The organism is Thermotomaculum hydrothermale (genome assembly GCF_016592575.1).
GTDB lineage: Bacteria > Acidobacteriota > Holophagae > Thermotomaculales > Thermotomaculaceae > Thermotomaculum > Thermotomaculum hydrothermale.
Map to the genome: position 1 here is coordinate 170,589 of NZ_AP017470.1, position 25,943 is coordinate 196,531.

The window sequence follows — 25,943 nt, forward strand, 5'->3', positions numbered from 1 at the left end:
GCTATGAAGGTGTGGACAATTGCTAAAAGAGAGTTTAAAAATTACTTTGTATCTCCCGTTGCATACATTGTAATTGGCGTGTTTTTGGTTGTTGTTGGCTGGTTTTTCTTCTCCACATTTTTTATATACAATCAGGCTTCTTTAAGGAAATTGTTTGACCTTTTCCCCTATGTGCTTGCATTTATTATTCCTGCAATTACAATGAGGCTTTTTGCAGAGGAAAAGGCTCAAGGCACAATTGAAACCTTAAAAACTCTTCCATTTAACGATTTTGAAATTGTTTTCGGCAAGTTTTTAGGGGCGTTTTTCTTTTCCATTGTTATGCTTCTTCCAACATTGAGTTATGTTATTTTTGTTTCAAGGATAGGAGACCTTGACGGGGGCGCTGTTTTTGGCGGTTATTTAGGTTCAATTTTACTTGTTACATCCTTTATTGCAATTGGTATTTTTGCATCATCAATTACAAAGAATCAGGTTGTATCTTTTATTATTGCAACTCTAATAAGCAACTTTCTTGTTTTGCTAAAAGCATTTTTAGTCGTATTGCCTGAATCACTTGTTACATTTTTCAGGGTTTTAAGCGTAAGTTATCACTTTGACAACTTTGCAAAGGGAATTGTTGATTCAAGGGATATTGTTTATTTTCTTTCTCTTGTGGTTATATTTATTGTGGCGACAATTGAGGTGTTAAGGGAAAAGGATGTTAAAAAGGAGAAAAAAATCCTTGCTTCGTCAACTGCAAGGATTGCCCTTTACCTTGTTTTGCTTATTGTTTTAAACATTGCTGAAAACGCTTCATCAACATTCAGGTTTGATTTAACTCAGAATAAGATTTACTCACTTTCAAAGGTTTCAAAGGATAGCGTAAAACAACTTGTTGAGCCAATGACTGTTAAGGTTTTCTTTTCAAAAAACCTTCCTGCTCCCTACAACGGGATTGAGCAGTATTTGAAAGATTTGCTTGAAGAGTATTCAATTTACGGTGGGGATAAGTTTAACTATCAATTTTACGATTTGTCATCAAAAGAGGGTGAGGTTACTGAAAAACTAAAGCAGAACGAGGAATTGGCTCAAAACTATGGCATATCCCCTGTTCAAATTCAGGTTGTTGAGCACGATGAGGTTAAATTCCAGAAGGCGTATATGGGGCTTGTAATTATTTGCGGAGACCTTGTTGAAAAAATCCCTGCAATTACCTCTCCAAACGGGATTGAATACAGAATTACCTCAAAGATTGTAAAAATTAACAATAAGATAAACAGGTTTCTCTCTCTAAAAGGCAATATTAAGGTTACCTTATACCTCTCAAAATCCCTTGAAAGGATTGGAAAGTACATGGGGTTGGGGGATTTAGCAGGCCTTGAGAGTACAGTTGACTCCCTTGTTGGTGAATTAAATAAGCAAAATTATGGAAAACTTGAGTTTGAGACTGTTGACCCGCTAAAAGTGAAGGTTGATGAGAAACTTATTAAAAATGGAAGGGTTTTGGACTTAAGGTGGAAGCCTTTTATGAGCCCTGAAGGAAAGGTTGAAGGGGGTGAAGGATTCATAGGCCTGACAGTTCAATACCAGAACGAAATAGAGGGTGTTCCTGTAATAAAGGTTGTAAATATCCCCATTATTGGCCCTCAGTACAAGCTTGCAAATAAGGATGAGTTAAAGAATTCCTTAACTGCGGCAATTGATTCAGTTTTAAACCTGAACGAAAAAATTGGCTATGTTGTTTCAAACGGTGCAGTTTCCCCCTATGGCTTTGGGCAGAATGAAGGTGATGTCGCTTCAAACTTCTTCAACCTTTTAGGTGAAAATTACAAGGTTGTAACTCTGAACCTTAAAGATGACAATTTAAACGAGGTTAATGCACTTATTGTCCCAGGAATTAAGGAAAAGTTAAGCGACTATGAATTGTACAAATTAGACCAGTTTATTATGAGTGGTAAGCCTGTACTGTTCCTTGTTGACAACTTTGCAGAGCAAAAAGCAAGGAATATGATGGGAGTCCCTCAGCTTAAAGCAATTGACACAGGGCTTGATAAACTGCTTTTGCACTATGGAATTGATGTTAGAAAATCAATTGTAATGGATAAAAACTGCTTTAAGCAGAAGCTTCCTCAGGCACTTGGCGGGGGAGAGCAGAAGATTTACTATGCACCTGTTATTAAAAACGAAAATATAAACCACAAACTCCCATACCTTGAAAATTTAAAGGGATTTATCGTTCTTCTAAATTCCCCTGTTTTGCCTGAAAAGGGGAAATTGTCAAAGGATACAAAGGCTGAAATTCTCTTTAAATCTTCAAAGGATTCCTGGATTCAAAGCGGTTTTATAGCATTGAACCCAATGTTTATTCAGCCACCAGCAAAAGCAAGTGATTTTAAACAACAGCCCCTTGCTGTTCAGTTAACAGGAAAGCTTACCTCTTTCTTTAAAGGAAAGCCAATCCCTGAAAAACCTGATGAAGGAAAGGAAAAGGTTAAGAAAAAGGAAAAACAAAAATCAATAGTTAAAAACATTGAAAGCGAAAATGCAAAGCTTGACTCAACAGACAATGCAAAGATGATTGTTTTCGGCACTTCTGCAATTATTAAAAACAACTTTATTGACAGAGACGGTATGGGTCCAAACTCAATGTTAATGCTTAACAGCCTTGACTATTTAACCGGAAGGATTGAATTTGCAAAAATGAGAAGCAAGGCGCAGTTTTACAATCCATTAAAAGAGACAACTCCTTCACAGAGGGCTTTTATAAAGTGGTTTAACATTGCAGGGCTTGCAATACTTGTTGCTATATTTGGGCTTATTGTCTGGTTTTTGAGAAGGAAAAAGATGGAAAAGATTAAAGAGATATTTGCGTGACGGAGGGGCTATGAGCAAGAGGGAATTGATAATAATAGTTGTTTTAATAGTTGTTTTTGGCGGGCTTTACTTTTTGAGAAACAGGGATAAGGTATCTTACAAATTGCCGGAAAGCCCAAAGATACAAAAAGAAAAGGTTGACGAGATTGTAATTAAATCAGAGAAAAATACCTTTGACATTGTTAAAAAGGGGGATAAGTGGTATTTAAAAAATGATGGAATCCCTGTAAAAAAAGGCTTTGTTGACAATATTTTAGACAAATGTTCAAGCCTTAAATTTACTGCCCTTGTATCAACAAGCGGCAACTATGAAATTTATGACCTTGACAAAAAGGCAATAAGCTTAACCTTACTTGAAAAAGGCAAAAAAATCCTTGATTTAAAGGTGGGGAAAGAATCTCCAACCTATTCTCAAACCTATGTGCTTTTTAGCAAAGACCCCAATGTTTACCAGATAGACGGCAATCTTAAAAATTATGTGAAAAAGATAAAGGAAGACATAATTGACACAAGGGTTTTGAATTTTGAGCCTGAAGAAGTTAACAAAATTGCATTTAATTATGGAAAAGAGAAGTTTTACTTTGAGAAGAAAAAAAATAAGTGGTATTACGGTGATGGAAAAGAGGCAAACAGCGATAAGGTAAAAGAGGTTATAACAAGCCTTTCAACATTGAATGCAATTAAGCCATTTCCAGAAATGAAGGGTAAAATCAAGGAAAAGCCTGAAAAAACTATAACAATAACCACTGACAAAGATATTGTCTTAAAATGCTATGGTTTGAAGGATAAAGACTTTTTATGCGAATCAACTCAATACCCAATGCCATTTACAATAACTGATACTCTGTTTAACACAGTTTTCAAAGAAAGCAAATACTTTAAAAAATCAGTTGCTAAAAGGAAAAAAGAGAAAAAGGAGAGCAAAAATAAGAAATAATACTTTAAATTTCTGGCAGGCAAAAGGCCTGCCTCTTTTATTTTTAAGCAAATATTTTTGACTAAATCTTCTTTCTAATTTATACTTTTTTTAGAAAATATTTTTTATCGGGGGTTTAAAGTGGCTGAAAAAAAGTTTGTTGAATTGGTTATAGAATCTCCTTTTATTTTGTTTAAAGGTTTTTTAATGGGGTTTATGGAAGGCACAGGAGAGAAGCCTGTTTACTTTTTCAGTAAAAAAACAGGAATTAAAACAGAAACCCTTGTTGAAAGCCTTAAAGTGTGGTTTGGTTTTGAAACCCTTGTCCATTTGTGCATAGAAAAGGATTTCGCAGAAAAACTGAAAAAAGCGCTTGAAAACACCTTTGATAAATTGGGAATGAAAGTTAAAAGCGAAAAGCCTATAAAATCTGCTTCTTTTGATTTTAAGGTAACCTTTTACCACAAAAGTGACGCTAAAAAATTTGAAGACTTAGTTCACAATCTGCCTGAGGGTGTTGTTTTAGACGAGTTTAAGAAAGAAGTTGATGTTGACAAAGAGGCAAAAAAAGAGAAGGGAATATATGCAGTTGAGCATGCATATGTTTACAAAGCTGTAGGTGAAATTGTGGGAGATTTTCAGGGAGTAATAGATGTCTTTTTGAAGATGAAAGATATGCCCCATGTTGAGCTTGAAGAGGTTTACCTGAATTTTGAGTAATGATTTTTATCTGATTTTCTTAAAAAATTAAAACCTGGAATAATCCTGTTTAAAACTTTTTTGTAAAAAGTTAAATGTTAGGATGTATTTTTTTATTTTTTCCCCTTTTTTTAAAATTTTTTTTAGTTATAATTTAATCGCCATGGGAAATGGCCTTATTCTTTTGAGGAGGAGATATAAAAATGTCTGAAACACTAAACCCTTTTAAAATGGCTCAGGCTCAGTTAGATGAGGCGGCGCGTATAATGAATTTAGATGAGGATATTCACGCAATTTTAAGGGAACCAAGAAGGGAATTCCATGTTTCAATCCCTGTGCGTATGGATGACGGGAAATTAAAAGTTTTCAAGGGTTTCAGGGTTCAATATAACGATGCAAGGGGACCATGCAAAGGTGGTATCAGGTTTCACCCTGGAGAAACAATTGACACAGTAAGGGCTTTAGCTGCATGGATGACCTGGAAGTGTGCAGTTGTAAACATTCCATTAGGCGGTGGTAAAGGCGGAGTTATTTGTGACCCAAAAGAGATGTCAATGAAAGAATTAGAACAGCTTTCAAGAAATTATATTCAGGCAATAGGAAGATACATAGGCCCTGAAATTGATGTACCGGCACCTGATGTTTATACAAACCCGCAGATTATGGCATGGATGGCTGATGAATACGCTAAAATTAGAGGATACTATGCTCCTGGCGTAATCACAGGTAAACCTGTTGCAATTGGTGGTTCATTAGGCAGGGTTGATGCAACCTCAAGGGGAGTGCTTTACACAATCAGAGAGGCTGCAAAGAAAATTGGAATGGAGTTGAAGGGTGCAACAGTTGCGATTCAGGGATTTGGTAATGTTGGTTCATATGCTGCAAAATTCCTTGCTGAAGAAGGCTGCAAAGTGGTTGGAATAGCAGACATTGGCGGTGCTTTCTACAATCCCGAGGGATTTGACATTCCTAAAGCAATGGACTATGTTCTTGAAAACGGAACACTTGAAGGCTTCAACAATGTTGTTAATTGCGAGCAGTTAACACCTCCTGAAGCAATTCTTGAACTTGATGTAGATATACTTGTTCCTGCCGCTTTAGAAGGCCAGATTACAGAGAAAAACGCAGACAAAGTTAAGGCAAAACTTCTTGCAGAAGCAGCAAACGGGCCAACAACTCCAGAAGCAGACAAGATTTTGAGAGACAAAGGGGTATTCGTAATCCCTGACTTCCTCTGCAATGCAGGTGGAGTTACTGTTTCATACTTTGAACAGGTACAGGGCAACATGAACTTTTTCTGGAGTGAGGAAGAGGTAAGAGAAAGACTTGAAAAGATTATGAAAAATGCATTCTGGGCTGTTGTTGAAACTGCTGAAAAGTACAATGTTGACAACAGAATGGGTGCATACATTGTTTCAATAGCAAGAGTTGCCGAAGCAATGAAACTCAGAGGCTGGGTATAAGAAAAAAATCCAGAAAATAAACTTATTCAGGGGGCTAACGCCCCCTTTTTTTATGTCTATTTTTTATGCACGCTAACTTATTGAAAAATAATAACAAAGATTCAATCCCTCTTTGTTTTGTGAAAATTTGACTACTTCTTTTCCCCTTAATAAAATTTAAATATTAAAAGTTGGAGAAAGTTCTATGAGATTAAAACTTTGCTTTCAATCAGAAAAAAAGATAATTTTAGGTAAGGGTTATCTCTCTCAATTACAGGGTTTAATTTACAATTTGCTTGATAAGGCAAGTGCAAACTGGCTTCACCAGGAGGGATTCAAGCATAAAAATCGCTTTTTCAAACTCTTTGTTTACTCGGAAATAATGGAAAAAGGAGAGTTGAAAGGAAATAACTTTATCTTTCCCCCAAAAATAAGCTTTTACCTTGCATCCCCTATTGATTGGATACTTGAGCAAATTGTAAAAAACTCAGTATTTACTGATGAATTTCAATTAGGCAATAACACTTTACAGCTATGTGAACTTCAAACAATAAAAAGTAAAAACATAGATGGAGAAAAGCTGAAGGTAAGGGTTAGAACCCTATCCCCGGTTGAGGTGCACTCAACATTTATTAGCCCTGAAGGAAACAAAAAAACAATTTACTATCCCCCGATAGACAATGAGTTTTCAAAATACATTAATTTAAATTTAAGAAAAAAATGGGAAATATTAAACGAAAAAGAATGCCCATACAATATTTCAATCAAACCTGTAAATTTTTCAAAATGCAAAGTAAGAAGAATAAATGTTAAAGGCACATCAATAACTGGCTGGAAGGGCCATTTCTTTCTTGAAGGGGATACCCCGTTAATCAACCTTGCCTTTGACACTGGCCTTGGCACAAGAAACAGCCTCGGCTTCGGCTTTATTGAGGAGGTGAGAAATGATAGAAGCAATTCATAAAATTGGTCTAATTCAAGAAAAAAAAGATTTTTTAGAAGAATTTATTGAAGAAATTGGAAATAATTACAAAAATGTATTTAAAATTGTCATAAATATCTCCGATGAAAAATTATTGATTAAATTTCAAAGATGTTTTAGAGTATTAGTAATATAAATAAACAAAGGATTTTTAAATGATTAAGGGAATTTTAGAAATAGGAAATTTAAATAAAAATAAACAAGTTTCAGAAGTTGCCACGGATATTCCAAAGAGAAAGGAAAATATTATCTATAAAATTGGGAAAATTAATTTTAATTTGAATAAAGACATAATTGAAATTGATTTAATTGAAAGCTATGGACCTGGAAAAGAAGAGGTTTACAAATTTGTTCAACTCAAATTAAGTGGAAGACAAAATCAATTTTTTGCAACATTTAAGGATTTAAAAAGATTTGTTGGAGAGTCTGGGAAAAAATATTCTATATGGCTTTCAATAGAAAATGAACTTGATGATTTATATCAAAAAATAAATGAAAAACCTATGAAAGAAGAAATAGAAAATTTTTTGATTACTTTGAAAAAAATAAAAGAAAATTTTTATGAAGATTATTTGCTTGATTTTTCTAAAATTGAAGGTTTTAAAGGTCAAAATTCATCTGATTTTAAAAAATTTATTAAAAATAAACTTGGGAAAAATGAAGATGTTATTTTCTGGACAATTTTAATTAATGAAGAGAAATTAGTTGATAAAACTTTTTATAACGAGCTTTTAAAGAAAAAAATTATAGATGATAAAAAGAAAATAGGACATATAACCTGTTCTTTTTGCAATAAAAAGGCAGATGAATATTTTGACGATTTTGCGAGACTTCCTATTAAATTTTTTATAAATGATAAAGTTGGTTTTTCACAAAATTTGTCGAACAGATGGGAAGGGAATTTTGTTCTTTGCAAAGATTGTTATTTGTCTCTTTTTTCAGGAGAAAAATTTATTTTAAATAATTTTAATCAAAGAGTTGGAGCAGTTTCATTTTTAATAATCCCAGAATTTATAGCAAAAATCCCTTTTAATCAGGAAAAAGTCAGGGAATGGTCAGAACTAACAAATAATGTTTATAATCCATTTTATTTTTTTGAAAAAGAAAAATTAAAAGATTTATTAGAAAGATATAAAAAACATAAATATTTAACTTATTTTTTACTTAATTATGTTTTTTATCAGCAAAATAACCAGCAGTTTAAAATATTTACCGTTGTAAAGGACATTCCAAGAAATAGATTGGATGAAATTAGAGAAAAATTTATAGAATATAAAGAAAACATATTTACGAAGTTTCCAAATCTTTACTCTTTTAGGTTAAACTCAATGGCAGAAATATATTGGATTATTCCATTGAGATTTTCTAAGGTTGATAATAAGATTATTGATACTCCCAAAATAACAAATCTATTTGCTTCTATTTTAGAAGGAAGAAAAATAAATTCTTCTTTTTTAGTTCATGAATTTTGGATTGGTTTAAAAGCAAAATACTATAAAAATAAAAGCTATCATAATGTAAAAAATTCAGAAAACACAGAAAAAGAAATGAATGAATATATTCTAAAAACTCATCAGCTTATTTTTTTACTAAGGAAATTAAATCTTTTAAATGGAGGTACAAAAATGCATATTGAAGAAATAAATGAGGAATTTGAAAAATATATTCAAGAAGCAGGCTTTAATGAAAGGCAAATATCTCTTTTTTTGTTGGGGACATTAATCGGGGATATAGGAACAAAACAAGCAAAATATGGAAGTAAACCAATTTTAAATAAAATAAACTTTCAGGGAATGTCTTTAGAGAAACTTCAAATTTTGTTTAATGAGGTATATCAAAAACTTCAGCAAGAAAAACTTCTTTATCCCGATGTAGAAATAATTTATGAAAAAGCCAAAGAACTTTTTGATAAACATTTAAAAGATTGGGGCCTGAAACCCTATGAAAATGTTTACTATATCCTTTCTGGATTTTCATTTAAAACAAAATTAAATATTGAAAAAGCTAAAGAAAAAAAAGGAGGATATCTAAAATGAACAATGAAGTTTTAAACAGTGAAATTTTATTTATTTATGATTGTAAAGGGTGTAATCCAAATGGTGATCCTGATAATGAAAACAAACCAAGAATGGATTTACTTAAAGAAAAAGTTTTAGTAAGCGATGTTAGGTTAAAAAGATATATAAGAGACTTTTTCCAAAACATTAAAGAAAAACCAATATTTGTTTCAAAGGTAGATGATAAAACTGTAGATGCTACTGATAGGTTTGCCTATTTTATTGCAGAATTGTTACTTAATGATGAAAAATATAAAGATAAACTTAAAAAACTAACAAAAGAAAATAAAATATCAAGAGATGAACTTGTAAATTTAATAAAAGGAAATGATAAAGAAAATGATAAAAAAAATAAAAAAAATCATTGGGATTTAATTGATATAGATGATTTTTTAAATTATTTTATAGATGTAAGATTATTTGGAGTTACTCTTCCCATAAAAGATGCAAAAAGAGGCTCATCAATAACTTTTACAGGTCCTGTTCAATTTAACTGGGGATATACGCTTAACAAAACAGAACTTATAGAATCTCCATCCATTACTTCTCACTTTGCAGGGAGAATAAAAGGTGAAGGGGAAGAAGGTGGGGCAATTGGAAAAGACTGGAAAATATACTATGGGGTTATTTCTTTTTACGGAAGAGTCAGTGGAAATAGTGCAAAAAGAACAAATCTAACTAATGAAGATATAAAATTATTAGATGAAGCTATCTGGAAATCAATAATAACTGAAACAAATACAAGAACAAAAATCGGGCAACATCCTTTGTTTTATTTAAGAGTAGAGTTTAACGACAAAGAAACATATATAGGAGATTTAAGAAGATATATCGATATAGACAAAAAAGAAGGGTTAAGAGATATTGTGGATTTTAAATTAAATATTGGAAAACTTGTAGAAAAGTTTAAAAATTTTGAAATCAAAAAAATTGTTTTTAAGAAAAGCGATGATGTCAGCATAGAAGAAATAGAAACTCTTAAAAAAGAGTTCCAAAACAAAATTGAGGAATTGTAATGGAGCAAAAAAGAGCTCTTGTATTTGATATAACAGGTGAGCTTGCACATTTCAGGGCATATTATACAAACTCTTCATCAATAAGTTATGGATTTCCACCAAGAACTGTAATTGTTGGAATTATTGCTTCTATTTTAGGTTTTGAAAGGGATAGCTACTATGAAAAGTTGTCTCCAGAAAATTGCAATGTTTCAGTTTCCATTCTAAATCCTATTAAGAAATATATTCAATCAATAAATTATGTAAGGACAAAACCAGATGAGGATAATTTTAAATCGTTTAATAATGCTGTTCAATCATATCTTGAAGGAAAAATAAATACTTATCCTGTTTCAATTGAATTTGTACTCCCAGAAGATGATTTGATAAAATACAGAATATATTTTACAAGCAAAAATGAAATATATAAGAAGTTAAAAACCAAATTAGAAGAAAATAAAACTTATTATCCAATTTATCTTGGAATTACAGAGCTTCTTGCAGATGTTGATTATATAGGAGAATTTCATATCGAAAAACCAATTGAAAACAAGGGAATAAAATCAGTAATACCAGAAAAGATTTTCCCAGATATTGAGTTTAAAGAAAACCTGTCATTGATAGTTGAAAAAATGCCATTTAATTTTGAAATTGAAAACGGATTTAGAAAAATATCTGCCGTCAAAAAATTTATTTATGAAAAAAATGCAAAAGAAATTCCAATCAAAAACCTAAATGAAGCTATATCTATAAATGGAGAGAATATTATATGGATAGAATAGTGTTTTATTCACATAGAGATCCACTTGTTAAACTGAAAGATCATTTAAGAGATGTTTCCGCGAGAGCGAAAAAGATATACAAAAGTCAAAAAGATTTTGTAAAGCTTCAGATAAATCAAAAAATTATCGAAAATGTGTGCGTAGCTCACGATTTTGGGAAATATACAACTTTTTTTCAAAACTATATTATAAAAAAAATTCGAGATAAAAAAAATAGACATTTTCACGGATTTATATCTGCTCTTTTTGGTGCTTGGCTTTGTAAAAATAAAGATTATATACCATTAATAGCCTACTTTGTAATAAAACATCACCACGGAGATTTAAGGAATTTTGAAGATGATTTAAATGAAGGAAAAAATGTTGAAAATTTTCAAATTTTTAAAGAGCAGATAAAGGATATAAGAAAGAATCAAAAAATTATAGAAAAAGAGTATGGTTTTAGTATTGAAGAATTTTTAAATGAATATGAAAATGTTTTTAAAACATTACAAGATTTAAGCTTTAAACTTTTTGAGTGTGAAAATCAAGAAACAAGGATAGAAGTTTATTTTACTATTTTATATCTTTATTCTCTTCTTATAGATAGTGATAAAAAATCTGCTGCAAAAGTTGATGAATTTAAAAGAAAAAGTATTCCAAAAGATATTTTAGAAAGATACAGAAAGATAAAAAATTGGGACAATCCAGAAAAAAGAATTGATAAACTGAGAAATAAGCTTTATTATGAAATAAAGAGAAAAATAGAAAACCTTAAAGAGATTCCAAATATCTCAACAATAACCGCCCCTACTGGTCTTGGAAAAACATTTTTAAATTTAGAGGTAGCGTTAAATTATAGAGATAAATTAAAACAAAAACCAAGAATCATTTATAGTCTGCCATTTGTCTCTATTATAGACCAGACATATAAATTTTACGACGAAATATTAACAAGAACTTTGAGAAAAGAATATTTAAATAATCAGAATGTTTATTTATTACAACATCACCATTTAGCAGATACAAAATATAAAGGCGAAAGAGAAGAAAAGCCAGTAAGCGAATCGCTGCTTTTAACTGAAAGCTGGGATAGTGAGATTATATTAACAACATTTGTTCAATTTTTGCATTCTGTAATTGCGTTTAAAAATTCTTTTTTAAAAAAATTTCATAATATTGCAGGTTCAATAATTATTTTAGATGAAGTTCAGGCTGTTGATATTGGATATTGGAAGGCAATAGGAATAGTCTTAAAAAAGTTATCAGAGCTTTTAGGCTGTAAAATAATTTTTTCGACAGCTACAAAACCTTTAATTATAGATGAGTATATAGAAATGGTGGAAAATCAAGATGAATATTTTAAATCACCAGTATTAAAAAGAACTAAATTAATTCCAAAAATAGAAGAAACTAAAACAATAGATGAATTTACAGATTACTTTTTAAAAAATTTGGATAATACCATTAATTCATATCTTGTTGTTTTTAACACAATAAAATCATCAATTGAATTTTTTGAAAAAATTAAAAATTTAAACAAAAAAAATTATATAATTTGTTACCTTTCCACAAACATAATCCCTTTACAAAGAAAAGTAAGAATAAAAAAAATTTCTAATATGCTAAAACGAAATGAAAAATTAATTGTTGTTTCAACACAGGTTATAGAAGCAGGAGTTGATCTTGATTTTCAAAAAGTTTATAGAGATATGGCCCCTTTAGATTCCATAATTCAAGTAGCTGGAAGATGTAATAGGAATAATAAAATAGAGCTTGGAGATGTGGAAATACATAGACTTTATGATCTAAATATGAATAGGGAATTTTCAAAAATGATATATGGAAGCACAACTTTAAGTTTGAGTGGTAAAATTTTGCGAAATGAATATACAGAAGATAATTATATAAATTTAATAAATAAATATTTCTCAGGAATACAAAAAAATGAAAGTTTTGAAAAATCTGACAGAGTTTTAAAGGGTATTGAAAAGTTAAAATTTTATGGAGAAAATAACTGCATAGCAAATGATTTTAAAGTTATAGAAGAACTTCCAATATATCAGGATTTGTTTATTGAAATTAACAACACTGCCAAAAGAATATATGAAAAATTTGAAAAAGAAATCATAGAAGAAAAAGACTTTATTAAACGACTTGAAAATTACCATAAATTAAAAGTAAAATTTAAGAAGTATATAATTTCTGTCCCTAAGGATTTTTTAAAATATGCAATTAATATTGAAATTTTTCCAAAAATTCCACTTGAAAATTTAGAAGATTATTATGATAAGGATGGATATGGATTTAAAAGAACTAAAGAAGAAGATGTGTTAATATGGTAATTTTTTTGTATTGAAAAATGAACAAAATAGTTCCTCCTTCAATTTTTAATGCCTTTAATATATGTCCGAGGCAGGCGTGGTTAATGAGCAGGCAATTAACAGCAGATCAGTCAAATGAATTTCTTGAAATAGGAAGATTGATTGATGAATCAACTTTTTCAAAGGAGAAGAAAAAAATTTTTATTCCAGACTTAAATGCAATGATTGATTTAATCTTAAAAGAGGATGGCATTTTATTTGTTGCTGAGATAAAAAAATCAGTTAAAACACTAAATTCAGGCATACTGCAATTGAAATACTATTTATATTTATTAGAAAAGAAAAAAGTTAAGGCCAATGGTGTAATAAAAATTCCAAGAGAAAAAAAGAGTGTAATTGTTGAGTTAAATAATGATGATAGGAAATTTATTGAAGAACAATTGGTTAAATTAAATGAAATAATTAAATCAGAAAAGCCGCCTAAGGCAAAGAAAATAAAATTTTGTTCTAAATGTGCACATTTTGATTTTTGCTGGAGTTAGTATGAAGGAGACGATATACATATTTTCAGACGGAAGGTTGAAGAGGAAAGACAATACACTATTCTTTGAAAAAAGCGATGGGCAGAAAAAATTTATTCCAATAGAAAATATCAAAGAAATATTTGCCTTTGGTGAGGTTGATTTAAATGCAAAAGTTTTAAATTTATTGTCACAGAAAAACATTATCCTGCACTATTTCAATTACTACGATTTTTATTCAGGTTCATTTTATCCAAGGGAGCACTACAACTCAGGTTATATGATTCTAAATCAGGCAAGCCACTATTTAGATAAAGAAAAAAGGCTTAATCTTGCTAAAAAATTTATTTTAGGAGCAGCCTTAAACTCTCTAATAGTCCTGAAATACTACAACAGAAGAGGGAAAAAGTTAAACAATCAAATTAAAGAGATTGAAAGGTTAATGGAAGAGGTTGAAAAGCAAAATGATATTAACTCTGCAATGGCCTTTGAGGGACAAATTAAAAGCACATACTACTCTTGTTTCAATGAAATAATTGAAAACAGAGACTTTATTTTTGGGGAGAGAACCAGAAGACCGCCTAAAAACAACATAAATGCCTTAATTAGTTTTTCAAACTCAATAGTTTACACAAAAGTTTTAAGCGAAATATACCAGACCCACCTTGACCCAAGAATTGGTTTTCTTCACGCAAGCAACTTCAGAAGGTTTAGTCTTAATTTAGATGTGGCGGAAATATTTAAACCAATAATCGGAGATAGAACAATATTTGCCTGTTTAAACAAAAAAATCATAACAAAAAAAGACTTTGAAAGTGCCTTAAACGGTGTGGTGCTAAACGAAAATGGAAGAAAAAAATTTTTAACTCAATTTGAAGAAAAGGAGAAGCAGACAATATATTACAGCAAAATGAAAAAAAAGGTTAGTTACAGAAGGTTAATCAGGCTTGAGTTATACAAAATTGAAAAACATCTAATGGGGGAAGAGGAATACATCCCCTTTATTATGGAGTGGTAATGTTTATAATTCTGTACTATGATGTAAACCAGAAAAGGTGCAACAAAATGCTAAAAGTTTGCAGGAAATACCTGCAATGGGTTCAAAATTCTGTTTTTGAAGGGGAAATAAGCAATGCGAATTATGAAAGGTTGGTACACGAAATTAAACAAATAATAAAAAAAGAGGAAGGGGATTCAGTTATTATTTACAGGTTTAAAATGATGTACTATTCAAAAAGAGAGGTGTTAGGAAACGATAAAAAGGAAGACATAACCTTTATTTAAATTCTGTCTATCGGTAATAGTGCAAAAAACACGGGGTATAGACAGAAAAATAATAATTTTTTTGAATGGTTCTTTGACAATTTTGTATAATGGTAAGGGAACGAAAATATTATGTATAACAAAAGTTGAGTATTTCCACATTACCTACAAGGAATTGAAACAACTTCATTTTGGTTGAATTCATATTCCCCCCTTAATTTCCACATTACCTACAAGGAATTGAAACAGGTTTTTAAGGATTCTAAGAACAGGTATTTGCTTCATTTCCACATTACCTACAAGGAATTGAAACAAAAAAGAAATAGAAAAAAAACTAAACAGCAGGAAATTTCCACATTACCTACAAGGAATTGAAACTTTGTCTCAACTCTAAAAACACCGTCTAATGTCGGATTTCCACATTACCTACAAGGAATTGAAACATGGATAATTGTGTTTTTGTTGAAAATTTTGGTGCGATTTCCACATTACCTACAAGGAATTGAAACACACAAGTTCCGTCAACTTCTCAAACTGTAAGGGACATTTCCACATTACCTACAAGGAATTGAAACATGGTCAACTTTTTCATTTTCCCCTCCGTCCAAGATATTTCCACATTACCTACAAGGAATTGAAACACTTCTATAAACCACACATCACCCCACCTAACAACCTATTTCCACATTACCTACAAGGAATTGAAACATTGGTAGAACCCACTCTATACCCCCACTCTTTTTAATTTCCACATTACCTACAAGGAATTGAAACCATCAAATTTAGTTCCATCACTTAAAAATTGCCCCTCGATTTCCACATTACCTACAAGGAATTGAAACAGATAAAAGAGTGTAGGGCTTGCCCACTGCACTATCCATTTCCACATTACCTACAAGGAATTGAAACAAAAAAGAGGTTGATTACAAGGTTTTTGTGGTTAAATTTCCACATTACCTACAAGGAATTGAAACTGTCCTCGCTGTAAGAATAAGAAGGCTTTGTAAAAATTTCCACATTACCTACAAGGAATTGAAACACTCCTCTTAAAGTAGAGTTTCTTTTTTCCTATTTGCATTTCCACATTACCTACAAGGAATTGAAACTGGAATAAAAAGCGAAGCAACAATGAAACGAGCCACATTTCCACATTACCTACAAGGAATTGAAACTTGTTATATTTGCCCCATCAGTTTCCCCAGCGGGGATTTCCACATTACCTACAAGGAATTGAAACTAACACAACCCACGAGATTTTTATCGCCGATTTAACATTTCCACATTACCTACAAGGAATTGAAACTCTATATAATTATATATACGGTGGTTATGTGTATAACTATTTCCACATTACCTACAAGGAATTGAAACGAATTAAAAGGCAATTACTTCGGGAAATTCTCTTTAACAATTTCCACATTACCTACAAGGAATTGAAACACAATCCCCGTTGCCTCAGGTGTAAAGATTTTCGCAATTTCCACATTACCTACAAGGAATTGAAACTCAGCACCGGAAGGAACAAATTACATAAGAGTGTGGAATTTCCACATTACCTACAAGGAATTGAAACATCATAATTCCCCCTTTGCTAATATTTCTAAACCTTATTTCCACATTACCTACAAGGAATTGAAACAAGGCTCTTTCTCTCTGTTCCGCATCTTGCGGGTCAATTTCCACATTACCTACAAGGAATTGAAACGGGGTTGAGCCTGTCTTAATAAATTCTGCATTAGTTTATTTCCACATTACCTACAAGGAATTGAAACTTTGAATGCGTATGCAATTCGGTATGATCATAAGTCATTTCCACATTACCTACAAGGAATTGAAACACCCACCTGTCAGGGTCGCTTGCTCCATCGTCCAGCATTTCCACATTACCTACAAGGAATTGAAACATCTCCTCCGTCCACCTTCTCCTTTCGCCCCGCTCCTATTTCCACATTACCTACAAGGAATTGAAACCATAAAAGCACCTGACAAAATAGCGGTTGCACAGGATTTCCACATTACCTACAAGGAATTGAAACATCTCCTCCGTCCACCTTCTCCTTTCGCCCCGCTCCATTTCCACATTACCTACAAGGAATTGAAACTAAAATCATTAAATCTTAATTTCAAATCAATTTCAGAATTTCCACATTACTTACAAGGAATTGAAACCTGCAACATATAATAAGGTTTGTGCAAGAGATTATTTATTTCCACATTACCTACAAGGAATTGAAACTATAAGAGTGTGGATTGTTGGGATTGCAATATACGATTTCCACATTACCTACAAGGAATTGAAACATTAGAGAAACACCGTTCCAAAAACCAGATAAAGGAATTTCCACATTACCTACAAGGAATTGAAACATAATCAAAGGCAAAGCAAATGCCGGGCTTATGCAGATTTCCACATTACCTACAAGGAATTGAAACTCAATGGGGATAGTGTTTTCATTGGCTATTGCTTTTCATTTCCACATTACCTACAAGGAATTGAAACTATTGCAGCCTGACCGGAACACCAACCCAGGGAAACATTTCCACATTACCTACAAGGAATTGAAACTATACCGTGCTTTTAATATAACACACAGGGACAATCCATTTCCACATTACCTACAAGGAATTGAAACTCGGAAGTCTTTGAAATTTCTTTCAAATCCTTTTGCAATTTCCACATTACCTACAAGGAATTGAAACTTTGCACTCTGAACATTTCCAAATCGTCAAGGCGTATTTCCACATTACCTACAAGGAATTGAAACAATAATTATAGGCGATAGCAAGCCCACAACACCAGCATTTCCACATTACCTACAAGGAATTGAAACTTATGATACAAGAAAATAATTCCCAAAACAAGAAAAAATTTCCACATTACCTACAAGGAATTGAAACGCAAATCCAGATATGGACGAGGAAGTTTACAAAAAGATTTCCACATTACCTACAAGGAATTGAAACCCACACAACGCCACAAATTTTTGCGTCCCCATTGGCATTTCCACATTACCTACAAGGAATTGAAACTTTCTATATCTGTATCATCATATGGGGAAATCGATATTTCCACATTACCTACAAGGAATTGAAACCTGTATGGGATAATATTCCCTGAAGTAAACGGGAACCTTTCCACACTACCTACAAGGAATTGAAACACTTATTTTCCGCCCATTCAGGCAGTCCACCCAAAAGACTTTCCACACTACCTACAAGGAATTGAAACAAAGCCTTCTGAAACTCTGTTTTTAGCCCTGTAAAATTTCCACACTACCTACAAGGAATTAAAATTTCTGTATTGCAAGCGCTAAATATTCCTAAAGTTCAAATTTTTACATTTTCCCCTATGAATTTGACATTGATGGCCTGGTTTAAGTAAAATTTTTCAACTATAGTATTTTTATTGGGGTAAATCCATTTTTTATGTTTTTTTGTTTTAAAAAAATTAGTCATTGGTTTTGAATTTTAGTTATTTTTTTTGTAATATTTAATGGTGAAATTTTATGCGGGGGTGTTGATGTTTAAAAGGGTTAAATTTGTACTTTTGTTTTTATTTTTTGTGGTTTGGTTAGTGCGGGGAATTTAAGTGATTTTTATGAAAAGGCAACTTTCCCAAAGCTTCAACAACTTAATATTAAAACAAAATCTTTTAAGGTTGCTGATTTAGTTGTAAGTGTTAAACCTGATAGCAAGATTTACCTTATGCTTGCAGATGATGAACCTGTTGGTATTGCTGTAAGCAATGCCAGTTACGATTATAAGTTTGGGGATAAGTTTTTTCTTCCCGTTGCTGTAAGGAATTTTAAAAATACCTTTGGTGACAAACCGAATATTGAAAATGGGAAGATGGTTTTCAAAGATGATGCAGAATGGATATTTATCTGGAGTGCAAAGATTGGCAATGCTTTGAAGAACAGGGTAATTCCAGACGGAGCACCTTTTCCTGAAGGAGTAAAAAAGGTTTTTAACGGGGTGTTAGGTTCGGTTCCTTCAATAGGGGCGGTTTACGATAAAATTTTCCCTCAAAGTGGTATTGTTAGTGTTTACATTCATTCAAAAAAGAGGAAGTTGGAGTATTTTATAGACCCTTTTGATGCTTTAACTGAAGAAATGTATGCAATTATGCCTTACAATTCAAATAGTGTTGATTTAAAAGGTAATTACTATGTAGCCGAGTTGACTTCAAAGACTTTGAAAAATTCCTGGCTAGATAAAGACAATCCTCTTTTTACCGTTGTTGACACTAAACTTGATGTTTTTAACGATAAAGGAGACCACTTAATTGTTAAGTCTAAACAAAGGGTGAGAATTAATAGGAATAATTTAAAAGGTTTTTTTACAAACCTTATCTCTTCAAGGTATGACAATGAGTTTAAGTATTATCATGCTAAAAGTGTAAAGGTTGATGGAAAGAATGTAAGCTTTTTACATAAAAAGGGTAGGTTGTTTGTAGATTTAGGGAAGCCTTATAATTTAGGGGATTTTGTTACTATTGAAACTGTTTGTGAGGGGGATATTGCAATTCATCCAAGCGGGGACAATTACTTTTCATTAGGTACTTATGCATGGTACCCGCAGCCTGATCTGGATAAAGAAAAGTCTTCATTTGAGATAACGGTAAAAGCGCCTAAACCTTACACTATTTTTGCAAGCGGCAACATTGTGGATAAAGGGGAAGACGGAGATTACAATTATTTAAAAACAAGCATCGATGATGAGGTTCAATTCCCGGTTGTTGCCGCAGGGAAGTATCATGTTTATTCCAAAGACTACAACGGTTATAAATGCACTGTTTCTTCTTACGCAATGGCAAAGAAAAAGCATGCTTTAAGGCTTGCAAATAACTTTTTAGTTGCAAGTGATTACTATTCAAGGCTTTTTGGTTATAAATACCCTTTCAAAAATCAGGAAGTTGTTGAGGTTAACAGCTGGGGATTTGGTCAGGCACCTCCTGGATTGATTTTTATCACTCAGGAAGCCTTTTCTCCTTTAAGGGATTATTTGTCAAAGCTTTTTTCACAGGGGGTTAACCAGAGGTTTGTTCATGAGATTTCCCACGCCTACTGGGGGCATATTGCAAAGATTCCAAATGCTAAAGAGATGTGGATTTCTGAAGCGCTTGCACAGTATTCTTCCGCTTTGTGCATAAAGGCAATGTATAAAAAGAAGAAAAAGGGCGAGAAGGTATTTAATAAAATGGTTAAAAATTGGTATACCCAGACAAAAATGTTGAATAAAGGAAGCGTCCTTTTCTTTGCTCAGGATTTATCAGGGGAAAGCGACAGAGACTATTGGGACAGGTGGAAGCTTATTTATAACAAGGGTCCCCTTGTGATTCACGCAATCAGGCTTAAACTTCAGAAACAGTACGGAGAAAAGCAGGGTGACAGAATGTTTGTTATCTTTTTAAGGGCAATTTTAAAGAATTCGGACTTCGATTATGTTTATACTAAGGATTTAATAGGGATATTAAACGCAATAACAAAAACAGACTGGACGCCTTTCTTTGAAAGGTATGTGCTTGGCACCGATATTCCGGAAGTTTAATTTGATTTGAATTTTTAGAGGGGGGCTAAATGCCCCCTTTTTATTTTTTGTAAAGTTTTATATATTCTTTTACTGTTTTTTCCCAGGTAAATTTTGTATCCATTCCGTTTAAAGCAAGCTTTTTGAATTCTTCCCTGTTTGTTTTATACAAAGTAACCGCTTTCCTGACTGCTTCATAAAATGCGTAAGGGGAATAGTACTCAAATTTAAATCCTGTGGCTTTTTCAATCCCCTCGTCAATGTCAATTACAGTATCTTTTAGTCCCCCGGTGTTTCTTACAACAGGGACAGTGCCGTACTTCATTGCATACATTTGAGACAATCCGCACGGCTCATACTTTGACGGCATAAGGTATATGTCTCCGGCAGCGTAAAGTTTATGCGCAACCTCTTCGTTATAAGCCATATAGCCCACAACTTTTCCCTTAAATTGATGTTCTTTCCAGTTGAAAAAATCCACATAGTGTTTTTCCCCTGTGCCTAATATTACAATTTGAACTCCAAGGTCAACAAGCATGTCAAAAACAGGTGTTATTAAATCTATCCCCTTCTGGTCTATAAGCCTTGAAACCATAACAAGCATAGGTTGTTCCGGGTTAACTTCAAGCCCCAGTTCTTTTTGAAGAGCAATTTTGTTTTTTAATTTTCTGTCAAATAGTTTTTTATTGTATTTGTAAGGGATAAACTTATCCCTCCAGGGATGCCAGACAGAGTAATCAACCCCGTTTAGTATTCCAAAAAGGTTGTCTGCCCTTTTCCTTAAAACCCCGTCAAGCCCAAATCCAAATTCAGGTGTTTGAATCTCTTTTGCGTAAGTTGGCGATACTGTGGTAACTATGTCAGAGTAAATAATCCCAGACTTTAAGTAGTTTATGTGGTTGTAAAATTCAAGCCCTTCAGGGTTAAAATACTTCCAGTCAACATTCAAGAGGTACATGTCATACTGCCAGAAAATTCCCTGATACCCTAAATTGTGTATTGTAAATACAGATTTTACCTTTTTATCTATTTTGCCTATTTTTTTGTAAAACTCTTTAAGGTAAAACATGCCTATTGCAGTGTGCCAGTCGTTTAAGTGGATAACATCTATTTCTTTTAAGTATGCAGCAAGTTCAAGAATACCCCTTGAGAAGAATAAAAACCTCTCTGCATTGTCTTTATATGGGGTTACTCCGTCTCCAAACAGGTTTTCCCTATCAAAGTATTCGTCATTGCAGATTAAATAAATAGTGAGGTTTTTATCTAATTCAGCCTTTTCAACATAGCCTTTAACATCTCTATCCCCTATTGGAATAGATAGTTCAAATCCTTTAACAGGTTTAAAACCGTATTTTTTTCTGTCAATTTTTGAGTATCCTGGCAGTACTGCATATACTTTATGCCTTTTTGATAATGCTTTAGTATACGCACCTGCTGCATCTCCAAGTCCCCCTGTTTTGACAAGGGGATAGTACTCTGCAACTCCGTATAAAACTTTCATTTTCCCCTCCTTAGAGGCTAAAAGGTTGCTTCTCTTAATGCTTTTGCCGCATCCTCTGGTTTTACAGGATTAACAAATATGCCTCCGCCTGATTGAGGTGCTGAATAGCAGTTTAGTATAGGATAAATTTCTATGTGCCAGTGGTAAAATTCAAGGCTTTCTTCCTGCACTGGTGAAGTATGAAGAACAGTGTGGTATGGAACATTCCCCAGCACTTTGTTTAATCTTTTAAAGGTATCAAGGTATATTTCAGCAAGGTGGTAAAACATAATCTTTGACGACATTTCAAAGTGGGATATGTGTTTTTGAGGTAAAATCCATATTTCAAATGGAAACCTTGAAGCATAAGGGCATATTGAGATAAAATCCTCATTTTGTGAAATAACCCTGATTCCTTCTTTTCTCTCCTGTTTTACAATGTCACAGAAAACGCATCTATCTTTGTAAGAAAAGTAATCTTCCGCACTTAAAAGCTCTAATTCAATGTGTGCTGGAATAAAAGTGGTTGCAATCATTTTAGAGTGAGGGTGTATTATTTTGTTTTCTGGTGTAATTCCAAATTCTTTGAAAAATAAAAGATATTCAAGTCTTTTATCGTTTTTTAAGTCAACAATTCTGTCATGGTATGCCCAGAATATTTGCTCAACCCTGTTTAAGTCCATTTTATAAGTAAATTCATTGTGTTTTGGGGATTCAATGATAATTTCATTTGCCCCTGTGCCGCTCATTAAGTCAAATATTCCTTCTCCCTCTTTTTGCAACTCTGTTTCAACCCTTAAAAATGGGTTTGGGGCAGGTATTACAAGCAAATCCCATTTCCCATTGTTTCTAAAATCATATTTTAAAAGAATCTTTGTATCTTCTCCGTTGAATTTGCAAAATGGGCAGTTTTCATCAAATTCAGGTAAATTTTCAGGGATAGCCTGCTCTTTTATTGCAGGATACGAGATGGTTTTTTCAGGGGCAATAATTACCCATTGATTTAAAACAGGGTCTTTTCTGTACTCACTCATTTAGTCTTCCAGATACCATTCAAGGCATATGTTGTTAAAAACAATGTTTTCCCTTGAAACCTTTTCAATAAAAGCCTTTTCTTCATCTGAAAGTGTATTTTGATGAAGGTAATTTTTTGCAATAGAAATAAGTTTTTCAACCTCTCCTATGTGTTTGTTAAACCTTTCTTCAACATAGTCTACCCCAGATTGGGTATGAATCAGAAATTGCCAGTCTGATGCTTCTGCGATAATTAAAGATTTAGCCGCTTCTTTCAAAATTTTGTTTAGCGTTTTTTCAAGCAATGCCTTTCTCTTGTGTTTCTTTAAAAAGGCTAAAAAGTTTTTTTCAGTATTGTAGAGTTTTTCCCATGTCCATTTTGTATTTTCATTAAACCAGACTGAATGGTCGTTGTTTTCTCCCCACGAGCCTTCTTTAAGAGTGATTGTTTCTGTTTTAGGAGAATTTTTTAGGATGTCTATTCCAGTTGCGGGCTCTACCCCGTCAATCTTTTTAAGATTTTCAATAACCTTTTCAAGCCACTTTGGCCCTTCAAACCACCAGTGCCCGAACAATTCTGCGTCAAATGGGGCAACTAAAACTCCGTTTAACCCTGTTTCGCTTTTGAATTTTTTAAGTATCTGGGTTATTAACTCTGCAAAGTGCATTGCATTTTCATTAACCCTCTCTTTTGCCTTATCGGGGGAGTAAATTTCCTTAAATGCAAGGTCAAGGTTTGCCCCTGTTATTCTCCAGTATTTTATGCCGCTTGTATCTTTCTGTTTGTGGAATTCAAGGTAAAAAGGGTCTCCAGGGTAGCCGTAATGTTTACTCCACACCTGATACCCGGTTATATGGTCTCTAACAAATAATGTTAATCCAGATGCAAGTTTATAGGGGATATAAGGTGTTTTTTTGTATTCAAATCCAAGTGGGTTAAGGCTCTTTTCTCCATACTGATTAAACAACGACGCATTTTCAAGGTTTGGGCTATCAATAAAGGTGTACTCAATACCCTCTTCAACAAGTATTTCATCAACCCCTTTTCTTATAAAAACCTCTTTGGTAATTGGATTTTTCCATAAACCCTTAGGCCTGTATGCGCATTCAGGCATCCATATCCCCTTTGGTTTTTTCCCAAAGTATTTAACATAGGTGTCTATACCTGCTTTAATTTGAGCCCTCACATTGTTGTCGTATCCTAAAAGGGGCAGGTATCCGTGTGTTGCAGCCGATGTCAATATTTCAATATAGCCTTTGTCTAAAAAGTATTTAAACCTGTTAATTATGTCTTTTTTATATGTGATGTTAAACAAATGTTGAATATCTGTATAAAACTTTTCCCAGAACAACGCAAGCATTGTATATTCGTTTTGATTCTTTCTCTCAAATTCTTTTTTATCTTTTTGAAGAAGCTCTATTTTAAATTCAAGGTATTTGTTAAACTTTTCTTTAAAATAATCACTCTTTAACTGTTCAATCAAAACGGGGGTGAGGCCAAGGGTTATTTTAGGCTTAATCCCTTTATCTTTAAACCTCTCCAGCATTTGAAGAAGGGGGATATAGGTTTCTGCTGTGGCTTCAAATAGCCAGTATTCCCCGTGAGGCCATTCTCCGTGTTTTAGAACATAGGGTATATGTGAATGTAATATAAAGAGAAAATTTCCGTTTTTTTCCATTTCTAACTCCTAAAACTTATATTCTTATTATAAAACAACTAAAACATAATAAAAACCACTCAATCAATAAAATAGACAAAAACTTTATAAAATCAACAGGAAAGTTTAAGTTTAAAGAATAATAAAAATTTTTTTTTATTATTTTTTGATAAATTTCAGAACTGATTGTTAACTCGGCAGTGTAACATTAATTGTGTCAGGGAGAAAAAAAACTCCTTTCGGGAAGGAGAGGTTAAAATAACCTCAGAAGAAAAATTCCCGAAAGGAGGTACCACCAATGAGTGATTTAATTTTCACTCAATTTAAAGAATTTTTCAAGAAAATGTTGCAGGAAATGTTGTTGGAAGAGAGGGAAAGATACTTAAAAGAAGCAAGAGGCCAAACAAGGGCAAACGGTTATTATAAGCGAACGCCTAAAAGCTTTTTAGGAGAGATTGAATTGCAAATTCCAAGAACAAGAGACAGTCAGTTTAAGGTTAAATGGCTTCCCCAGAGAAAAAGGGTAATGTTTTTTCTTGAAGATATTGTGGAGGCAATGTTTATAGCAGGAGTATCCACAAGAAAGACAGCAGGGGTAATTAAAAATCTCATAGGGGCTAACATATCCGCTCAATATGTAAGCAGGATAAGTGAAATATCTGAAGAAGTAATTGAAAAATGGAAAAACAGCAGATTAACAAAAACATACCCCGTGCTATACATAGACGCAACATACATTTCATTAAAAAGAGACAGTGTGGCAAAAGAGGCAGTATATGCAGTATTGGGCCTGTCTGAAGACGGTAAAAGAGAAATTTTAGGATACTTTCTTCCTGGAGGAAACGAAAAAGCATCCCTCTGGCAGGAAATATTCAGGGATTTAAAAGAAAGAGGCTTAAAAGGAGTAAAACTGATTATAAGTGATGATTTAACAGGTTTATCTGAAGCGATAAAAGAAGAATTTCCTGAGACTATGCACCAACTTTGTTGGTTTCACCTGAAAAGAAACATAAAAAACAGAGTAAGAAAACATCATTTTGAGAAAATAAAAGAAGAATTAGACGAGATAATGAAATGCGAAAGCAGGGAAGAAGGGAAAACCAAACTTCTTGCATTTATTGAAAAATGGAAAAAGATATACAGGTTTTTAAAAAACATTAAGGCAAAAGTTGATAACTATACATTCTTTCTCCTTGCCCCTGATGAGATAAGAAGTTACTTCAGAACAACAAACTGGATGGAAAGGTGTTTTAAAGAGTTAAAAGATTACATACGAATACGAGGATTTTTTCAAAATGAACAAAGTGCAGAGAAGTTTCTTTACATTTTCTTCACAGACAAGAATGAGAAGTATCAATCAAGGAGTTTAAGGTATTCTTCTTCTTTTAATCGCTTTTTTTCTTCTCTTTCCCGGGAGGCTTCCCATGCCTGACACAATTAACTTGA

At 32.7% G+C, this 25,943-nt stretch carries 18 protein-coding genes and 1 CRISPR repeat array; of the genes, 15 read left to right on the forward strand and 3 right to left on the reverse strand.

What is annotated here, in order from left to right; translation table 11 throughout:
* Positions 1–3 precede the first annotated feature (3 nt).
* From TTHT_RS00800 to TTHT_RS00865, 14 genes are all read left to right on the forward strand, one after another.
* Positions 4–2,856 (forward strand): Gldg family protein, encoded by a 2,853-nt coding sequence (locus TTHT_RS00800; RefSeq protein WP_201328139.1) that lies wholly within the window; start codon positions 4–6, stop codon positions 2,854–2,856.
* 10 nt (positions 2,857–2,866) lie between these two features.
* Positions 2,867–3,793 (forward strand): DUF4340 domain-containing protein, encoded by a 927-nt coding sequence (locus tag TTHT_RS00805; protein WP_201328140.1) that lies wholly within the window; start codon positions 2,867–2,869, stop codon positions 3,791–3,793.
* Positions 3,794–3,913: 120 nt separating this feature from the next.
* Positions 3,914–4,492 carry a hypothetical protein gene (locus TTHT_RS00810; protein ID WP_201328141.1) on the forward strand — a complete coding sequence of 193 codons (579 nt, stop codon included), beginning with the start codon at positions 3,914–3,916 and terminating at the stop codon, positions 4,490–4,492.
* Positions 4,493–4,674: 182 nt separating this feature from the next.
* The gene (locus tag TTHT_RS00815) at positions 4,675–5,934 is read left to right on the forward strand and encodes a Glu/Leu/Phe/Val family dehydrogenase (RefSeq protein ID WP_201328142.1); all 1,260 of its coding nucleotides are present in this window, start codon (positions 4,675–4,677) and stop codon (positions 5,932–5,934) included.
* 184 nt (positions 5,935–6,118) lie between these two features.
* Positions 6,119–6,877, forward strand: coding sequence for a CRISPR-associated endoribonuclease Cas6 (gene cas6, locus TTHT_RS00820; protein WP_201328143.1), 759 nt, complete (start codon positions 6,119–6,121; stop codon positions 6,875–6,877).
* Positions 6,858–7,031, forward strand: coding sequence for a TM1802 family CRISPR-associated protein (locus TTHT_RS00825; RefSeq protein ID WP_201328144.1), 174 nt, complete (start codon positions 6,858–6,860; stop codon positions 7,029–7,031). The genes cas6 and TTHT_RS00825 overlap by 20 nt, the downstream gene beginning before the upstream one ends.
* Positions 7,032–7,050: 19 nt before the next feature.
* Positions 7,051–8,931, forward strand: coding sequence for a TIGR02556 family CRISPR-associated protein (locus TTHT_RS00830; protein WP_201328145.1), 1,881 nt, complete (start codon positions 7,051–7,053; stop codon positions 8,929–8,931).
* Positions 8,928–9,968: a type I-B CRISPR-associated protein Cas7/Csh2 gene (gene cas7b, locus TTHT_RS00835; protein WP_201328146.1), complete on the forward strand. Its 1,041-nt coding sequence runs from the start codon at positions 8,928–8,930 to the stop codon at positions 9,966–9,968. Before TTHT_RS00830 ends, cas7b begins: the two co-directional genes overlap by 4 nt.
* Positions 9,968–10,729 (forward strand): type I-B CRISPR-associated protein Cas5b, encoded by a 762-nt coding sequence (gene cas5b / locus TTHT_RS00840; protein ID WP_201328147.1) that lies wholly within the window; start codon positions 9,968–9,970, stop codon positions 10,727–10,729. The genes cas7b and cas5b overlap by 1 nt, the downstream gene beginning before the upstream one ends.
* On the forward strand, positions 10,717–13,053 hold the full coding sequence (gene cas3 / locus TTHT_RS00845; protein WP_201328148.1) for a CRISPR-associated helicase Cas3': 2,337 nt from the start codon (positions 10,717–10,719) through the stop codon (positions 13,051–13,053). The genes cas5b and cas3 overlap by 13 nt, the downstream gene beginning before the upstream one ends.
* Before the next feature lie 83 nt (positions 13,054–13,136).
* Positions 13,137–13,574 (forward strand): CRISPR-associated protein Cas4, encoded by a 438-nt coding sequence (gene cas4 / locus TTHT_RS00850; protein ID WP_236578195.1) that lies wholly within the window; start codon positions 13,137–13,139, stop codon positions 13,572–13,574.
* 1 nt (position 13,575) lies between these two features.
* A complete protein-coding gene (cas1b, locus tag TTHT_RS00855; protein WP_201328150.1) occupies positions 13,576–14,571 on the forward strand; it encodes a type I-B CRISPR-associated endonuclease Cas1b in 996 nt (331 codons plus the stop codon).
* Complete coding sequence (gene cas2, locus TTHT_RS00860; protein WP_201328151.1) at positions 14,571–14,837, forward strand: CRISPR-associated endonuclease Cas2; 267 nt, start codon at positions 14,571–14,573, stop codon at positions 14,835–14,837. The genes cas1b and cas2 overlap by 1 nt, the downstream gene beginning before the upstream one ends.
* Positions 14,838–14,968: 131 nt before the next feature.
* Positions 14,969–18,110: direct repeats of the CRISPR family, unit length 30 nt; unit sequence ATTTCCACATTACCTACAAGGAATTGAAAC.
* Between the two features lie 273 nt (positions 18,111–18,383).
* Complete coding sequence (locus TTHT_RS00865; RefSeq protein ID WP_201328152.1) at positions 18,384–20,366, forward strand: M1 family metallopeptidase; 1,983 nt, start codon at positions 18,384–18,386, stop codon at positions 20,364–20,366.
* A gap of 40 nt (positions 20,367–20,406) precedes the next feature.
* Here TTHT_RS00865 and glgA read toward each other — a convergent pair whose 3' ends face one another.
* Genes glgA through TTHT_RS00880 form a run of 3 tightly spaced genes read right to left on the reverse strand, consistent with a single transcriptional unit; the run spans position 20,407 to position 24,518 of the window.
* Positions 20,407–21,846 (reverse strand): glycogen synthase GlgA, encoded by a 1,440-nt coding sequence (gene glgA / locus TTHT_RS00870; protein ID WP_201328153.1) that lies wholly within the window; start codon positions 21,844–21,846, stop codon positions 20,407–20,409.
* Between the two features lie 17 nt (positions 21,847–21,863).
* Positions 21,864–22,859: a galactose-1-phosphate uridylyltransferase gene (gene galT / locus TTHT_RS00875; protein WP_201328154.1), complete on the reverse strand. Its 996-nt coding sequence runs from the start codon at positions 22,857–22,859 to the stop codon at positions 21,864–21,866.
* Positions 22,860–24,518 carry a 1,4-alpha-glucan branching protein domain-containing protein gene (locus TTHT_RS00880; RefSeq protein ID WP_201328155.1) on the reverse strand — a complete coding sequence of 553 codons (1,659 nt, stop codon included), beginning with the start codon at positions 24,516–24,518 and terminating at the stop codon, positions 22,860–22,862.
* Positions 24,519–24,795: 277 nt separating this feature from the next.
* On the opposite strand from TTHT_RS00880, the gene TTHT_RS00885 reads away from it, so the two are divergent.
* Positions 24,796–25,929 (forward strand): IS256 family transposase, encoded by a 1,134-nt coding sequence (locus TTHT_RS00885; protein WP_201327094.1) that lies wholly within the window; start codon positions 24,796–24,798, stop codon positions 25,927–25,929.
* Positions 25,930–25,943 lie beyond the last annotated feature (14 nt).

Bases quoted from the DNA above. Each gene is read 5' to 3' on its own strand.
- TTHT_RS00800 (WP_201328139.1), top strand. From the start codon at position 4: ATGAAGGTGTGGACAATTGCTAAAAGAGAGTTTAAAAATTACTTTGTA.
- TTHT_RS00805 (WP_201328140.1), top strand. From the start codon at position 2,867: ATGAGCAAGAGGGAATTGATAATAATAGTTGTTTTAATAGTTGTTTTT.
- TTHT_RS00815 (WP_201328142.1), top strand. From the start codon at position 4,675: ATGTCTGAAACACTAAACCCTTTTAAAATGGCTCAGGCTCAGTTAGAT.
- cas6 (WP_201328143.1), top strand. From the start codon at position 6,119: ATGAGATTAAAACTTTGCTTTCAATCAGAAAAAAAGATAATTTTAGGT.
- TTHT_RS00825 (WP_201328144.1), top strand. From the start codon at position 6,858: ATGATAGAAGCAATTCATAAAATTGGTCTAATTCAAGAAAAAAAAGAT.
- TTHT_RS00830 (WP_201328145.1), top strand. From the start codon at position 7,051: ATGATTAAGGGAATTTTAGAAATAGGAAATTTAAATAAAAATAAACAA.
- cas7b (WP_201328146.1), top strand. From the start codon at position 8,928: ATGAACAATGAAGTTTTAAACAGTGAAATTTTATTTATTTATGATTGT.
- cas5b (WP_201328147.1), top strand. From the start codon at position 9,968: ATGGAGCAAAAAAGAGCTCTTGTATTTGATATAACAGGTGAGCTTGCA.
- cas3 (WP_201328148.1), top strand. From the start codon at position 10,717: ATGGATAGAATAGTGTTTTATTCACATAGAGATCCACTTGTTAAACTG.
- cas4 (WP_236578195.1), top strand. From the start codon at position 13,137: ATGAGCAGGCAATTAACAGCAGATCAGTCAAATGAATTTCTTGAAATA.
- cas1b (WP_201328150.1), top strand. From the start codon at position 13,576: ATGAAGGAGACGATATACATATTTTCAGACGGAAGGTTGAAGAGGAAA.
- cas2 (WP_201328151.1), top strand. From the start codon at position 14,571: ATGTTTATAATTCTGTACTATGATGTAAACCAGAAAAGGTGCAACAAA.
- glgA (WP_201328153.1), bottom strand. From the start codon at position 21,846: ATGAAAGTTTTATACGGAGTTGCAGAGTACTATCCCCTTGTCAAAACA.
- galT (WP_201328154.1), bottom strand. From the start codon at position 22,859: ATGAGTGAGTACAGAAAAGACCCTGTTTTAAATCAATGGGTAATTATT.
- TTHT_RS00880 (WP_201328155.1), bottom strand. From the start codon at position 24,518: ATGGAAAAAAACGGAAATTTTCTCTTTATATTACATTCACATATACCC.
- TTHT_RS00885 (WP_201327094.1), top strand. From the start codon at position 24,796: ATGAGTGATTTAATTTTCACTCAATTTAAAGAATTTTTCAAGAAAATG.